This window comes from Spirillospora sp. NBC_01491 (assembly GCF_036227065.1).
Taxonomy (GTDB): Bacteria; Actinomycetota; Actinomycetes; order Streptosporangiales; family Streptosporangiaceae; genus Spirillospora; species Spirillospora xylanilytica.
Map to the genome: position 1 here is coordinate 6,036,476 of NZ_CP109432.1, position 15,238 is coordinate 6,051,713.

Sequence of the window (15,238 nt, forward strand, 5' to 3'; positions counted from 1 at the left end):
CGCCGTCCCGCCACGGAACCGCCGCCCCAGGTCTGAGTGACCCTCCGCGCCTGCGAGCGGCTCAGTGCGGTGCTCAGCCGCAGTTGCCGTAGGGAGCGGTGCCGCCGTCGCCGCCGAAGCGGACGCACTTCTTGGCCGCCGACACGTAGACCGGCCCGGCGTACCAGGCGAACGATCCGCCGTCCTTGATCTGGCCCGAGCCCTGGCGCTGGATCCACACCGACACCGGGGACGCCTTGCCCACGCTCTTGGTCTTGAGCGTGACGGCGCAGTTGTACCCCGAGCTGTTGTAGAGCAAGTACGCCGTTCCGCCCGAACCGGCCACGGAGCGCTGCACGTAGTAGCCGCCTCCATGGCCGCCGGAGTTGCACACGCTCTGCGGCGAGTACTTGTTGGCCGGCTCCTTGGGGGGCGGTGCGCCGCCTCCCTTTGCAGGAGGCTGGCTGGTGCCGGGGGCCTGGGGCTGGCCTGGCCGGGAAGGCTGTCCCGAACCGGGCTGCTGCGAGGGGGAGGGCTTCCCAGGGGTCTGCTTCCCCTGCGGCTGCCCGGTGCGCTTCTTCGGGTCCTTGTTGGCGGGGTCGCCCGGAGCGGCTTCGGCGGGACCGTCGTTAGCGGCCGGGCCCGCGGCGGCGGGACCGCCGTCCTCCGCACCGCCCCCGGAACGGGTCGCGGCCCATGCCGAACCGGCTCCCACCACGGCGAGCACGGCCACTGCGGCGATGACCGGCACCAGCCTGTTGTGGCCCTTCTGACGCGCGCCCTGGCCATACGGTCCGCTGGGGTTGCCGTGCGGAACGGCCCCATGGCCGTTGTGGCCGGAACCGGGTAGAGGCGGTCCGTGGGGGCCGTTCGGCTGCGGCGCCATGTCGGGGGACGACGCCGGCTGCGGAGCCGTCCGTCCACGGACGCCGTTCGCGTCGGTGATCTGGTCGGGCGGCAGGACGGCACCGGCCATGGCGCCGGGGTCGGTCGAGCCGCCCAGCGGCACCGGCATCACCGGCGCCGCCCCGGGTGCGGGAGCGCCTCCTCCGCCGAACGCCGGGAGCGGCGCGAGCGGCTGCACGGCCGGAGGCCCGCCGGTGGCCGCGCCGACCAGGCGTTCCTGCGCCTCGCGCGCGGTGGGCCGTTCCGCGGGCTCCTTGTGCAGGCAGGCCAGCACCAGGTCGCGCAGCGGGCTCGGCAGGTCGCCGAGATCGGGGTCGGCGGTGATGATGCGGTGCATCACCGAGGCCATCTCGTCGTTCCCGAACGCGGGACGCCCGGTCGCGGCGAACGCCATCGTGGTGCCCCAGGCGAACATGTCGGTGGCGGGACCGACCTCGCCGCCGGTGAAGTGCTCGGGCGCCATGTAGGCGGGCGTGCCGACGTTCTGCGTCTCGCCGGCCGCGCCGAGCGCCCGCGCCACCCCGAAGTCGATGACGCGGGGGCCGTCCGGGCCCATCATCACGTTGTGCGGCTTGAAGTCGCGGTGCACGATCCCGGCCTGGTGGATCGCCATGAGCGCGGTCAGCGTGCTGATCGCGAGCCGTTCCAGCGCGCCGCCGGTGCGCGGGCCCTCGTGCCGCACCACCAGGTGCAGGGACAGGCCCGGGACGTACTCGCTGATGATGTACGGCTGGTCGCCCGCGACGTCGGCGTCCAGCACCTGCGCCGTACAGAACCGCGCGACCCGCTTGGCGACCTCGAGCTCGCGGACGAACCGCGCCCGCGCCGAGTCGTCGCCGGTGAGCCCGGCGTGCAGCAGCTTGATCGCGACGTGGTCGGCGGTGCGCGCGTCTGCGGCCTGCCCGGTGCGGCGGGCCAGGAACACCGCGCCCTGGCCGCCCTCGCCCAAGCGGCCCAGGATCTCGTATCCGCTCAGCTGGGTCGGATCGCCCGACCGCAGCGGATGGGCGTCCGGCATCGTCCTGTCCGTCACACCACTCGCTCCCCGTCGCTACTGGCACATGCCCCGCAAGCCTATGGCCAGAAGATGGTATTTGCTCCGAAATGTGAGGAAGCGTCGGACGAAGACGTCCGCACATCCTCTCATCCCGGCGGGCGCGGTGCGGCATCGTCCGGACGGCGCGGCCAGCGGTACGCCGCGCAGGTCGGCAGGCCCGGACGGCCCCGCGGCCATGCTCAGGGATCTTGGTCGGGGGCGGCGCCCGGCCCTCGCGCAGCTTCGGGACCGCCCGCCGGCGCCCCGGCGGCGGCGCACCGAAAGCCCCCGCGGCGATCACGGAGCCGTGATCGCCGCGGGGGCTTCGCGCACGGTCCGGCCGGATATGGCCATCCGGGGTTGTGCGGGGGGTGTCGTCAGGCCGGGTCGGGCGTACGCCGCGAGGGACGGTGCGCCGCCCGGCCGCCCCCATGGCCCGGGGGACCCTCCGGGGCGTGGCGCTGTTCGAGTCGTGCCGCGACCGCGAGGGCGCGCAGCGACGTGGTCTTCACGTGCTTGCGTCCGGTGTGCGGTCGTGGCCTGGGGATGCTGCTGGGCACGGGTACCTCCGTGGTCGGTGCCGGGGGTGGGTGATCCGGATTCCAGATCTTGGATGCGTTAGTTGCAACCGCAAGATCCTTCGCCCTATTCCGAGTGATCGTTCTATTCGTGACTACATAGGTTGTATTTCTAACTAGCTTGCTCTACCGTTTAGATCGTTCAGGCGACGATGCGCGTCGGCGCACGACCGGAAGCGGCGGAACGATGCAGATCACCCCGGACTTCTCGCCCCTCGGACTGGCCCTGGCCGCCCCCCTGGTGGCCTACCTGGTCATCGTCGAGTCGGTGTACGGCAAGCGCTCCTACGAGCGGCTCCGCCGGACGCGCGACCACGACCCCAGGGCGCTGACCAGGATGTTCACCCGCTGGATCGCGGACTCCTGGGCGCTCACCGGGGTGGCCGCCGTCATCGTGCTCGTCTCGCCCGGCGTCCGCGCCGCGGATGTGGGACTGGCCCCGCCGGACGACATGAGCGCTGTACTCGGCATGCTCACCGGTCTGGCACTGATGGTCGTGATCACCGCGGTGCTGTTCCACCTGCGGGCCCGCTCGGGGCGGGCGGCCCCGGGCCAGGGCGCCTACGCCGCGATGCTCCCGCGGACCCGCGCCGAGCGCGGCGCCGCGCTCGCGATGTCGGTCACCGCGGGCGTCTGCGAGGAGCTGGTGTTCCGCGGCCTGCTCATCGCTCTCGGCGTGGCCGCCGGCCTCGACCTCACGACGGCCGCCGGGGCGGCCCTGGCGGTCTTCGTCCTCGGGCACCTCTACCAGGGCTGGAAGGGCATGCTCGCGGTGGCCGCGCTCGGCTACCTCTTCACCGCGACCTACCTGGCCACCGGCAGCCTGCTGGTGCCGATCGTCGCGCACATCCTGATCGACGTCCGCGGCCTGGTCGTCATGCCCGCCCCCGCCCGCCCCGTGCCGTCCCGGCCGGTCGATGCCGTCCCGCAGGCCGGCTAGATTGCGGCGCTACCTGGATGACTGTGAAGATGAAGCTCATGGCCACTGACCGTCGTGCGAGCTGGCTCAAGGGCGTCCTCGATCTGCTCGTGCTCTCCAGCCTCACCGGGGGCGAGAGCTACGGCTACGAGATCGCCAAGACGCTGGCCGGATCCGGACTCGGCCAGATCAAGGGCGGCACCCTCTACCCCGTGCTCAACCGGCTCGAAGAGGCCGGCCTGGTCTCCGCCGAGTTCCGGGTCGCCGACCGGGGCCCCGGCCGCCGCTACTACCACCTCACCCAGCAGGGCCGCGACACCCTCGCCGAGCAGGGCGGCCTCTGGCTGGCGTTCGACGCCTCGGTCCGGTCCGTGCTCGCCCAGGGAGGAATCTGATGACCGCCGCCGGCTACTTCGACGAGCTGGCCGCACGCCTCCGCGACTGCGGCGTCCCCGCCGCCGAGGTGGCGGGCACCGTCGACGACCTGGCCGCCTACCTCGCCGAGTCCGGGACGGCCCCCGAGGACGAGTTCGGCCCGGTCGCCGACTTCGCCGCGGAACTCGCCGCCGCGCCGGACACCGCGCCGGACGGCACGCCGGGCGCCCCCGACCCGGACGCCGAGACCTGGGACTTCCACGCCGACGCGTTCAACGAGGTCGGGAAGCTCAACGAGTTCGGCGGGCAGGGCTGGGAGGTGCTCTCCTACGACGCCAAGGCGGGCTTCGCCTGCCGCCGCTCCCTCGACCGGCCGCAGCGCTGGGAGTACCGGCGCGAGATCGTCCCGCCGCCGCGCCGCCGGGCGGCGGCCGAACGGCTCGCGGACGACGGCTGGGAGGTCGCCGCGGCGTGGACGATCTGGCTCTACTTCAAGCGTCCCGCCGCCGCGACCGTGGGGCCCGCCGCCGAAATCGACGCCCCGCCCGACGCCCCGCGCCGCCGCATGTACTGGAGCCGTGGCCTGGCCGTCTACCTGGTCCTTGTCATCGCCGGTGTCGAAGCGCTCGTCTTCGGCCTCAGCGTGCTCACCACCGGAGAGACCCCCGGCCACGGCGCCGTCCGGGGGTTCCTCATGGGCTTCCCGGTCGGTTCCCTGCTGGGACTCGCCCTTCTCGCCGTCGGCATCACCCGCCACCGGCGCAAAGCGGTCCGCCGCGGCTGACCCGCTCGGTCGCGGCTGCCTGCGCGGTCGCGGCTGCCTGCGCGATCGCCGAGTCCGGGCGTCATCCCCTAGATTCGTGCGCTGAGCCGAGCCGGCCGCACAGAGCCGAGCCGGGCCGATCGCCCCGGGGAGATGGCCGATGCGCGGAATCGCACTCTTAGCGTCGATGGCCGCCCTGGCTTCCGCCGCACTCCTCCCAGGAGCGTCCGCTGCGTCCGCCGCGTCCGGGCTGCCGGCGCGGCCTGGGGCGGCGCCGACCCCTCACTCGCCCTCGACCAAGCCCTCGACCCAACCGTCCGGCAAGCCCTCCGGTTCGCCGTCCCCAGCGGCTGCCCCGCCGTCCGCGGCCGAGTGCAGTCCCGAGCGCGCCGATCCGGGGCCGGTGGGGGAGTCCTGGGCCCAGAAGCGCCTCGGCTTCCAGCGGGCCTGGGGCCTCACGATGGGGCAGGGCGTGACCACGGCCGTGGTCGACAGCGGGGCCGATTCCGGCCATCCGATGCTGTCGGGCCGCGTCCCGGACGCGCTCGACCTCACCGGCACCGGCAAGCGCGACTGCGTCGGGCACGGCACCGGCGTCGCGGCCCTCATCGGCGGACGCGACCTCTCCGCCGGCGAGGTCCCGCTGAGCGGCGTCGCGCCGGCCGTCCGGCTGCTGATCGTCAAGCAGCAGAACGCCGACCGCGACGACGGCGGCGGCGACCGGCTGCCCACCGCGATCCGGAAGGCCGCCGACGCCGGCGCCCAGGTGATCAACGTGTCCATCCGCACCGTCCCGTCGCCCGCGCTCCTGGCGGCCGTCCACTACGCGCAGGGCAAGGACGCGGTGATCGTGGCCGCCGCCGGCAACGCCAAGAAGAAGAACGGCGATGATGGCCCCGCGTACCCGGCGAGCTACCCGGGCGTGCTCTCCGTCGCCTCCCTCGGGACGGGCGGCGGCAGGGTCGAGAGCTCCAGCCTCCAGTCCAGGGTGGACCTCGGGGCCCCCGGCCAGGGCGTCCCCGTCGCCTGGACGGGCGGCGGCTACAAAGCGGGCGCCGAAGGCACCAGCTACGCCGCCGCGTTCGTCTCGGGCGTGGCCTCGCTCGTGCGCTCCTACCGTCCGCGGCTCGACCAGAAGCAGGTCGTCCAGCGGATCCTGGCGACGGCCGAGGGCAACGTCGGGGCCGGCACCGGACGCGGGATGGTCAACCCCGTCCAGGCCGTCACCGCCGTCGTCCCGGACGAGAACGCGGCGCCCACCGTGGCGCCGCGCCCGTCCGCGAGCCCCGCCCGGCTGGCGGCCCCGGTGCCCGTGGACGGCCGCACGCGCGGCATCTCCATCACCGTCGCCGCGGGCGCGCTCGGCACCGCCGGCGTCGCGGCGCTCGCCGGGGTGGTGGTCCCGCTGGGGCGCAGGCGCGGCTGGCGTCCCGGCCGGGTGGTCCTCAGCGAGCGGCCCATCGAGGACGACCCCGTCCCCGAGGGCCCCGACCGGGGGACCATCGGCGCCCCGAACTGACCGCCCGTCCCGGCAGGCCGCGGCGCCCCGAACGAGCCGCCCGTCCCCGCAGGGACGGCGCCGTCACGCGTCGAGGGCGGCGGTCTGGATCAGGCGGGCGCCGGCGCGCCGGTCGGTGAGGGTGCCCCGGCCCGCCGGCAGCGGTCCCGGGCGGACCTCGCCGAACAGCGGCCCCTCCTCGCGGCTCCCGGACATGATCAGCGCCGGCGCCGCCATGTCCTTGAGCTGCTGGATCACCGGGTCGTACAGCGCCCGGCCCATCCCGCCCATGGTCCGCGACAGCACCAGGTGGACGCCGAGGTCGCGCGCCTGGGGCAGCAGGTCGAGCAGCGGGAGCAGCGGGTTCCCGGCCGTCGCCACCAGGTCGTAGTCGTCGACGAAGAGGAAGACGTCCGAGCCCTTCCACCACGACCGGTCGCGAAGCTGCTCGGCCGGCAGGTCGGCCGGGGGCAGCCGGTCGTTCAGCGCCTCCACCAGGTCGGCGACCAGGTCGGCGGCGGCGGACGGGGAGGCGGCGTATCCGATCCGGTGCTCGGTGTCCGCGGTATCGAGCAGCGCCCGCCGGTAGTCGATCACGATCAGCCTGGCCTCCGCCGGGGTGTGCCCGGCGACGACGCTCTCCGCGATCACCCGCAGCAGGTTCGACTTGCCGCACTCGGTGTCGCCGACGACCACGAAGTGCGGGTCGGCCGCGAAGTCGAGCCGGACGGTGGCCAGCGCCGCCTCGTCGATCCCGATCGGCACCCGCCACCGCTCGGCCGGCTCGTCCGCGAACGCCGCCACGGGCAGCAGGTCGGGCAGCAGCCGGACCGGCGGCGCCACCGGACCGGACCAGGCGGCGGTGACCGCCTCCACCAGCCCGGCCACGCCTTCGGTCAGGTCCTCTGTCCCGCCGCGCCCGTCCAACCGCGGCAGCGCCGCCAGGAAGTGCAGGCCGTCGCGAGTGAGGCCGCGTCCGGGCCGTCCCTCGGGCACGTTCTCGGCGAGCCGCCGGTCGATCTCGGACTCGTAGGAGTCGCCGAGCCGCAGTTCGAGACGGGTGCCGAACACGTCCCGGATGCCCATCCGAAACTCCGACCACTTGCCCGCCGTCGCCACCACGTGCACGCCGAACCCGAGGCCGCGCGCGGCGAGGTCGGTGACGACCTCCTCCAGCCGCTCGTACTCCTGGCGCAGCGTCATCCAGCCGTCCACCACCAGGAACACGTCGCCGAACCCGTCGCCGGGCAGCTCGCCGGACGCGCGCAGCCGCCGGTAGGTGGAGATCGAGTCGATGCCGCGATCGGTGAACTCCCGCTCGCGCCGCTCCAGCAGCGTGGACACCTCGGCGACGGTGCGGCGCACCCGGTCGGCGTTCAGCCGGCTGGACACCCCGCCGACGTGCGGCAGCCCGGCGAGCGAGCTCAGCGTGCCGCCGCCGAAGTCCAGGCAGTAGAACTGCACCTCCTCGGGGGTGTGCAGCAGCGCCAGCGAGGTGATCAGCGAGCGCAGCATGGTCGACTTGCCGGTCTGCGTCGCGCCCGCGATGCCCACATGCCCGGCGGCGGCCGACAGGTCCACCCAGAACGGGTCGCGCTGCTGGTCGAACGGCCGGTCGACGATCCCGACGACCGCCGCCAGCCGGCCGCGCCCCTCCCAGCCCACGGTGGTCAGCCCGAGGTCGGGGGTGGCCGACAGCGGCGGCAGGAGCAGGTCGACCGACGGCGGGACGTCCAGCGGCGGCAGCCAGATCCGGTGCGCGGCGGGCCCCTGCCCGGCGACCTGGTCGATCATCGCGGTGAACAGGCTCTCTCCGCCGCCCTGCTCCTCCGGTGTCTCGGACGCGGGCCGCTCGGACGCCGGCGGCGGGATGAACGCCGTCCCGTACGGGAGGATCTGCCGCCGCGTCGCGGTCCCGCTCGCCCGGCCCGGCGCCCGCGCCTCCTCGCTCACCGGGCCGGACACGTACGCGGCCTTGAACCGCACCATGTCGCTGACGTCCACCTTGAGGTAGCCGTTGCCCGGCTGGGACGGCAGCTCGTACGCGTCGGGCACTCCGAGGACGACCCGCGACTCCATCGCCGAGAACGTCCGCAGCCCGATCCGGTACGACAGGTGCGAGTCGAGCCCGCGGAGCTTGCCCTCCTCCAGCCGCTGCGAGGCCAGCAGCAGATGCACCCCGAGCGACCGGCCGAGCCGTCCGATCATCACGAACAGGTCGGCGAACTCGGGCTTGGCCGACAGCAGCTCGGAGAACTCGTCCAGCACCACGAACAGCGTCGGCATCGGCGCGAGCCGAGCCCCCTGCTCGCGCGCCTTCTCGTAGTCGCGCAGCGACGCGTGGTTGCCCGAGGCGCGCAGCAGCTCCTGCCGCCGGATCATCTCGCCGTGCAACGCGTCGTACATGCGGTCGACGAGGGGGAGCTCCTCCTCCAGGTTGGTGATGACCGCCGACACGTGCTGCAACCGCTCCAGCCCGAGGAACGTCGCGCCGCCCTTGAAGTCGACCAGCACGAAGTTGAGCGTCTCGGACGAATGGGTGACCGCCATCGCCAGCACGAGCGTGCGCAGCAGCTCGGACTTGCCCGACCCCGTCGCCCCGATGAGCAGCCCGTGCGGGCCCATGCCGCCCTGCGCCGACTCCTTGATGTCCAGCTCGATCGCGCGGCCCTCGGAGTCGACCCCGATCGGCACCCGCAGCCGGTTCCGCGGCGCCCGCGGCTGCCACGAGGCGCGCAGGTCGATGCCGTACGGGTCGCGCAGCCCCAGCAGCGACGTCAGTGTGAGGTTGCCCGCCAGCGCGTTCTGGTCGGGTTCCTCGTTGGCCCCCGCGCGCAGGGGCGCCAGCCGCAACGCGAGACCCTCCGACTGGACGGGCGTGAACCGGTCGGCGCGTCCCAGCGGGCTGGACACGTCCTTGCCGGTGTGGTCGCGCTCCAGCATCTCCATGCCGTCCGGCGTCACCTGGAGCCGCAGCATCGTCGCGTCGGACGTCGGCGCGACCGCCCCGGTCAGGTCGATGACGCACACGCCCTTGATGCCGTCCGCGGCGAGCTGCGAATCGGGCGGGACGATCCCGTCGTCGACGACCACGACGAAGAACGGCAGGTCCTGCGTGCCCGTGCCGGGGGAGAAGCGGGGACGGTCCTTGAGATCGTCCTCCAGCAGCGGTTCCAGGTCGGTCAGCGAGTTCGCGATGAGCCGCACCGGTCCCGCCGCGTCGTGCGCGGTGCCGTGCAGGCAGTGCGGCAGCCACTTCGCCCACTGCCAGTCGCGCATCCGCTCCGGCGACGCGCACACCGCGACGCGCACGTCGTCGGGCGTGTGGAACGTGACGAGCTGCGCGACCAGCGCCCGCACCATCCCCCGCACCGCCTCCGGGTCACCGGTGGGCACGATCCGCGCGAACGCCGGCAGCGACACCGCCACCGGCAGGTCCGGGACGGTCGCGTGCGCGCGCAGGAACCGGCGCAGCGCCCCCGCGCACATCGGCTCGAGGTCCTCGATCGGCTTGGTCTCCGGTGTGATCAGCTCGACCGCGAGCCGCTGCCGGCCGCGGCCGAGGCGCACCTGCCCGAAGTCGGCGTCGGCCGGCCGGCGCTCCCACAGCCGGTTGCTCATCGCCAGCGACCACAGCGTCCGCGGCGCCGGCCCGCTCCACTCCAGCGCCTCCCGCTGCTGCGCCGCCGCCTTCCGCACCCGCGCCCTGATCTGGTCGAGGTAGCGGTAGTAGTCGCGACGGGCGCCGTTCAGCCGCTGCTTGCGCTCGCCCGAGCCTTGCCCCATCTGGCCGAAGCCCATCCCGACCATCGACAGCACGAACAGCCCGCTCGCCACCCACATGATCGGGTTGCCGCCGCCGGCGCCGCCCGCGCCGCCCATGAACATCAGCCCCATGGCGCCGCCGCTGGCCGCCATCGGCAGGTACATCAGCGCGTTGGCGAACCCCTGGCCCACCGTCTCGGGCAGCTCCGGCGGCGGCTCCAGCATGATCTCGCCCTCGGGCAGCCGCGGCGGCGGGCGCCGTTCCGGCCGCCTAACCAGAACGATGCCCAAGGCCCGATCCCTTCGCCGTACCGGCACTGATCATCATGACCGGAAGTCAATGACGCGTCATCCTAGTGATCCGCGGCTCCGAACCGCGAAGCCGAATTGTCATTCACCCTGCCGCCGCACCGCCATCCGTGGTCGAATCCCGAGGTGGCGGAAAACCGGTACGGCTGATAGTCAAGGTCCGGTCATCGCGAGCGCCCAGGACTCGTTGGTTCAGAAAGACCGGAGGCCGTGTGAATACGACGACTGGGGCCGATCTGTGCCGTGTGGTCATCGTCGCCCCCCATCGCCGTCTCGACCTCTCCCTCCCCGCGGATATTCCGCTGGCCCATATGCTCCCGACGTTGTTGCAGGTCGCCGGGCAGAATCTGGCGAACGCCGGACTCGGCCATTCCGGCTGGATCCTGCAACGCCTCGACGAGGGCCCCCTGGACGAGTCCCGGTCGCTGTCGGCCCTCGGCGTCCGCGACGGCGAGCTCCTCTACTTCCGGCCCGAACTGGCCCAGCTCCCCGAGGTGACCTTCGATGACGTCGCCGACGTCGTCGCCACCGGCATCAACGAGCACGCCGACCGCTGGCGCCCCGAGACCACCCGCCGGTTCGGTCTGCTCGGCGGCGCCGCCGTCCTGGCCGCCGGCGCCGCCGGCATCGCCCTGACCGGACCGCCCTGGGGCCTCCTCGCGATCGCCGCCGGCGGTGTCGCGATGCTCCTCCTCGTCACCGGGACCGTGCTGTCACGCGCCCTCGGAGACTCCGGCGCCGGCGCGGTGCTCGGCTACAGCTCGCTCCCGTACGCGTTCCTCGGCGGCCTCCTCGCGCCGGCCCGTCCCATCGCGATCCTCGACCTCGGCGCACCGCACCTGCTCGCCGCCCTCGGCGCCGCGACGCTGGCCGCCGTCGTCGCCGCCTTCGCCATCGCCGAAGGGCTCCCGACCTTCCTCGGCGTCGCGTTCACCGCCCTCCTCGGCGTGATCGCCACGGCTTTCGTGCAGGGCCTCGGCCTCGCCCCCCAGGGCGCGGCGTCCCTCGCCTCGGCGCTCTGCCTCGCGCTGACCGCCCTCATCCCGTCGCTGGCCTTCCGGCTGGCGAGGCTGCCCCTGCCGCCCGTCCCGGAGAACGCCGAAGAGCTCCGCGGCTCCCAGACCTTCGACGGCCCGACCCTCCTGCGCCGCACCCGCGAGGCCGACCGCTTCGCCACCGGCCTGGTCGCCGCCGTCGGCCTCGTCAGCGTCGGCGCGCAGCTCGCCCTGGTGACCTCCACAGGCTGGCTCGCCCTCACGATGAGCCTCTGCATCTCGCTCGTCCTCCTGCTCCGCGCCCGGGTCTTCCTCAGGCGCCCGCAACGGCTGTGGATGCTGGGCTCCGGCCTCGGCGGACTCACCCTCCTCGCGCTCCGCGGCGCCGCCACGTCCGCCCCGGGCACGACCCTCGCCGCCGTCGTCCTGCCCACCCTGGTCGCGGTCACCGTCATGATCGTGATGGCGCTCCGACTGCCCGCGCACAAGCCCTCGCCGTTCTGGGGACGGGCCGGCGACATCGTCGACCTGGCCCTGATCGTCGCCCTGTTCCCGCTGGCCATGGGCCTGCTGAACCTCTACTCCTGGCTCCGCGGGCTGGCCGGCTGATGCAGACCCGCAAGGACCTCTACCAGGCCCACCGCCTGATGACGCAGCGCGTCGCCCTCGCCCTGCTCCAGGGCCGCCCCGGCGCCGCCGAGTCGCCCCTCCGCCGCACCGGCGTCGGCGCCCTCTGCGGCGTCATGGTCGCCGTCCTGGTCGCCGCGGGCTTCGGCATCTCCGGCCTGCTCTTCAAGGGCGGCGCCCGCAACCTGGAGAAGCCCGGCGTTCTGATCATCGAGAAGGAGACCGGCGCCAGCTACGCCTACAGCGCCGACAGCGGCAAGCTCACCCCGTTCCTCAACTACACCTCCGCGCGCCTGGCGATGTCGAGCACCTCGATCGAGCGCAAACTGGTCTCCGCCAAGTCCCTCGCCAAGTACGGGCGCGGCCCGATGACCGGAATCCAGGGCGCCCCCGAATCCCTCCCGGACCCCAACAAACCGGCCAAGGCCCCCTGGTCCCTCTGTGTCCGCGACACCGGCGCCGTGAACGGTTCCCGCGTCTCCCTGGTCGGCGGCCGTGACGTGGGCGGACGCCCCCTGGGTGAGGGGCAGGGACTGGTCGTCCACGGCGGCGCCCAAGCCTGGCTGATCTGGCACAACACCCGCATGCGCATCTCGCCTAAGGCCGCCCGCGTCCTCAGCCTCGACCAGCCCGTCCCGGTCGACGAACGCTGGCTGAACGGCCTCCCGCAGGGCCCCGACTTCGCCGCACCGCCCATCCCCAAATGGTCGACCCGCGTCCCCGGCCCCGACGGAACACCGTCCCCCGTGGGCCAGACCTACCGGGTGGCCGCCGTGGCGGGCACCGGTCAGCGCTACTACGTCCTCCTGGCGGACGGCGGCCTCTCCAGCATCTCCGAGAGCCAGGCCCGCCTCCTCCTGGACGAGGCCGGCGCGGGCCCCAACGCCCCAGGCCAGCCCCGCGAGATCACCCCGGGCGTAGCGGCCTCGAATCCGTCCAAGACCAACCTGCACAGCCGAGACCTCCCTGAGACACCGCCCAAGATCGTCCCGTACACCCAGACCGACCCCCTCTGCGCCGTCTATCGCGACACCGGCAGGCTGTCGGCCGAAGCCCGCTTCACCATCGGCGGCGCTGTTCCCCCGTCCACCGGGGGCGCGGCCGGCCTGGACGAGGTGTCCCTCCCCGGCGGCGGCACCTTCGCCGGCACCCTCTCCGGACCGGGGCAACGCCCGCAGACCTTCTCCCTGATCACCGACCAGGGTCTGCGCTACCCCGTCCCGACGCAGGACGAAGTGACCAAACTCGGATACTCCACGTCCACCGCGGTCCCCGTACCGGCCAACCTGCTGCAACTCTTCCGAGAGGGCCCGGCCCTGGCCGCCGCGGCGGCCCTCCGACCGGTTCCGGCCACGTGATCTCTTTGTCAAGAACCCTCTTGACAAGCGCAAGGCTGTTCAGCGATCCGCCACCAAAACCACCAGCCCAGCAGGCCGTTCCAAGCCTCTTCTTCCGGTGGACAGCCCTTCCGCCCCCTCTCTACCCTCGACCTTGCTGACAGTCACGGGGAGTGTCGCAATACCGACAGTTTCGCGGGCATTAAGCCGATATGCCCAAAACGCCCACCGTGATGCCATATGTACCGACTCTCTAGGAGGCCAGGGATGTCCCAGCAGTCATCGGTCAACCGGCAGCACATGCAGCAGGCCGGCGCCAAGATCGACGACGCCCACCAGCAGATCGGCAGGCTCAAGGGCCAGCTCAGCAGCTACCACGCCCAGCTCCAGGGTGACTGGAAGGGAGAGTCGGCCCGCGCCTTCACCGACGTCTACAACATGTTCGAAGGCCAGTTCAGCAAGGTCCAGAAGGAACTGGCCGAGATCCACCAGAAGCTCGGTGACACCAAGGTCAAGTACGACGCGTCGGAGCAGCAGCGGACCGACACGGTCAACCGCCTCAGAGGCCAGATCAACGGCTGACCGGTCCGACCGAACACACTGTGAGTGAAGGTGATCACGACATGAGCGAGACCACGTTCGTCCGCTTCGGCGGGATGAAGGACGCCCAAGCCAACTTCCTCAAGGCGGCGCAGCAGTATCGGGCCATCGTCGAGGCACTCGACGCCCAGGTCCGCAAGCACCTCAGCGAGTGGGACGGCGACGCGCGGCTTGCCTACCAGAGGAAGTCGGACGAGTGGCGCAAGGCCGCCGACCACATGCAGGCCACCGCGAACAAACTCGGCCAGGCGATCGGCGACTCGCACGACATCCACGCTGGCGCGGAGCGAGCCAACACCGGCCTCTGGTCATAGACAGAGAGTAACCAGCGGACGGGGAGGGAAGACGCGCGATGGCACCGCAGGACAAGCAACCTGATCTCAACGACCTCCTTCCGGGAGTGCTCCCGCAGGGCCCGCAGATCGACCCCGCCGACCCCAAGACCTGGCCCATCCCCAAGGGCGCTCCAAGCGGTCAGGGGAGCAGGAGAGGGAACACGGTCGAGGTTCAGCGCGAGCAGCTCCTCCAAGTCGCCGCGCAGATGCGCAAGGATCTCGATGAACTGAAGTACTCGCTGACCGCACTCCAGTTGCACGCAGGAAGAATCGGAAACTGGGATGTAGCTCAACAACTAGGAACAAAAGTGGGCACCGCCCACCAGGGAATGCTTCAGGGCATCAACACCTTCTGTGAGTCCTACGATGCGGTGATCCAGCGCGTGGAGATGACTGCGAAGAACTATGGCAAGGCGGAGACGCAGTCCACGGATGCCAGCCGCGGTGCTGGCCAGACAGCGCCGCCCACGCATGTGACTCCTTGGCAGAGTAGGTAGACCGAGCATCATGGACGAGGGGAGTTAGGCCGTGGCGGGCAGAAGGCTCCGGGCGGACGTCAGACCAGGCGCTCTGGGAGACGGAAACCCTGCCCAGTACGACTACGACACCATCGCGGCCTACCTCCAGGGTGCGAACCCGGACTTGCTTGCCGCGGCGGAGCGCGCGTATGCACAGGCCAAGAGCGCTCTCGAGAAGGCCGAAATTGGGCTCGCCCAGCATGTCAAACGGTTGCACTCCGTTTGGCAGGGGGACGCCCAGGAACTCGGGACCGCGGACGTTCGGCGCCTCAACCAGGCTTCGCGCCAGTTGGCTGGAGCAAGTGAGCAGTTCAGCAGGGCGATGGGCGACGCCTACGTCACCGTTAAGACGTCCCAGCGCATGCCCAACAAGACCACTCCACTTGGCGTGCTCACTCACACCGATCCGATTGCGGCTCAGGCCACCAAGACGGCCGACGACAAGCTCGCCCAGCAGCACCTGGCAAAGACCAACGCCGCCCTCGGCTCCGCCTTCAATCAGATTCCGTCCTCGCTCACGATTGAGTTGCCCACAGGAGCGGAGGGTGGGACTCCGTTCGGAGGCGGGGAGGGCGAAGGCGGAAGCGGTGGCCCGACCGGAGGTGGTGGGAGGCTCAACAGTTCACCAGCCCCGAGCAGCGGTGCGCAGATGCCTACAGCAGGAAAGGGGGGTGGATCGCATCTACCCGGACACGAAT

At 72.2% G+C, this 15,238-nt stretch carries 12 protein-coding genes; 9 read left to right on the forward strand and 3 right to left on the reverse strand.

Going from position 1 to position 15,238, the window contains the following annotated elements; translation table 11 throughout:
• Positions 1–73: 73 nt before the first annotated feature.
• Complete coding sequence (locus OHA34_RS28125; protein ID WP_285938437.1) at positions 74–1,918, reverse strand: serine/threonine protein kinase; 1,845 nt, start codon at positions 1,916–1,918, stop codon at positions 74–76.
• A gap of 380 nt (positions 1,919–2,298) precedes the next feature.
• Entirely contained in the window at positions 2,299–2,481 is a 183-nt protein-coding gene (locus OHA34_RS28130) for a hypothetical protein (protein WP_329519397.1), read from the reverse strand.
• Between the two features lie 205 nt (positions 2,482–2,686).
• Between OHA34_RS28130 and OHA34_RS28135 the strand changes: the two genes are divergently transcribed.
• The 4 genes from OHA34_RS28135 to OHA34_RS28150 all read left to right on the forward strand — a co-directional run bounded on the left by OHA34_RS28135 (position 2,687) and on the right by OHA34_RS28150 (position 6,075).
• Positions 2,687–3,439 carry a CPBP family intramembrane glutamic endopeptidase gene (locus OHA34_RS28135; RefSeq protein ID WP_285938435.1) on the forward strand — a complete coding sequence of 251 codons (753 nt, stop codon included), beginning with the start codon at positions 2,687–2,689 and terminating at the stop codon, positions 3,437–3,439.
• A 38-nt stretch (positions 3,440–3,477) separates the two neighbouring features.
• A complete protein-coding gene (locus OHA34_RS28140) occupies positions 3,478–3,813 on the forward strand; it encodes a PadR family transcriptional regulator (protein WP_285938434.1) in 336 nt (111 codons plus the stop codon).
• Positions 3,813–4,577: a hypothetical protein gene (locus OHA34_RS28145; protein ID WP_329519398.1), complete on the forward strand. Its 765-nt coding sequence runs from the start codon at positions 3,813–3,815 to the stop codon at positions 4,575–4,577. The genes OHA34_RS28140 and OHA34_RS28145 overlap by 1 nt, the downstream gene beginning before the upstream one ends.
• 382 nt (positions 4,578–4,959) lie before the next feature.
• Entirely contained in the window at positions 4,960–6,075 is a 1,116-nt protein-coding gene (locus tag OHA34_RS28150) for a S8 family serine peptidase (protein ID WP_329519399.1), read from the forward strand.
• Positions 6,076–6,138: 63 nt separating this feature from the next.
• Here the strand turns inward: OHA34_RS28150 and eccCa are convergent, their stop codons facing one another.
• The gene (eccCa, locus tag OHA34_RS28155) at positions 6,139–10,110 is read right to left on the reverse strand and encodes a type VII secretion protein EccCa (protein ID WP_329519400.1); all 3,972 of its coding nucleotides are present in this window, start codon (positions 10,108–10,110) and stop codon (positions 6,139–6,141) included.
• Positions 10,111–10,373: 263 nt separating this feature from the next.
• Between eccCa and eccD the strand changes: the two genes are divergently transcribed.
• The 5 genes from eccD (at position 10,374) to OHA34_RS28180 (ending at position 14,519) form a co-directional block, all read left to right on the forward strand.
• Positions 10,374–11,732: a type VII secretion integral membrane protein EccD gene (gene eccD / locus OHA34_RS28160; protein ID WP_329522457.1), complete on the forward strand. Its 1,359-nt coding sequence runs from the start codon at positions 10,374–10,376 to the stop codon at positions 11,730–11,732.
• Positions 11,732–13,108: a type VII secretion protein EccB gene (gene eccB / locus OHA34_RS28165; RefSeq protein WP_329519401.1), complete on the forward strand. Its 1,377-nt coding sequence runs from the start codon at positions 11,732–11,734 to the stop codon at positions 13,106–13,108. The genes eccD and eccB overlap by 1 nt, the downstream gene beginning before the upstream one ends.
• A 246-nt stretch (positions 13,109–13,354) precedes the next feature.
• Positions 13,355–13,669 (forward strand): WXG100 family type VII secretion target, encoded by a 315-nt coding sequence (locus OHA34_RS28170; RefSeq protein WP_329519402.1) that lies wholly within the window; start codon positions 13,355–13,357, stop codon positions 13,667–13,669.
• A 41-nt stretch (positions 13,670–13,710) separates the two neighbouring features.
• A complete protein-coding gene (locus OHA34_RS28175; protein WP_329519403.1) occupies positions 13,711–14,001 on the forward strand; it encodes a WXG100 family type VII secretion target in 291 nt (96 codons plus the stop codon).
• Positions 14,002–14,039: 38 nt separating this feature from the next.
• Positions 14,040–14,519, forward strand: coding sequence for a hypothetical protein (locus OHA34_RS28180; RefSeq protein WP_329519404.1), 480 nt, complete (start codon positions 14,040–14,042; stop codon positions 14,517–14,519).
• Positions 14,520–15,238 lie beyond the last annotated feature (719 nt).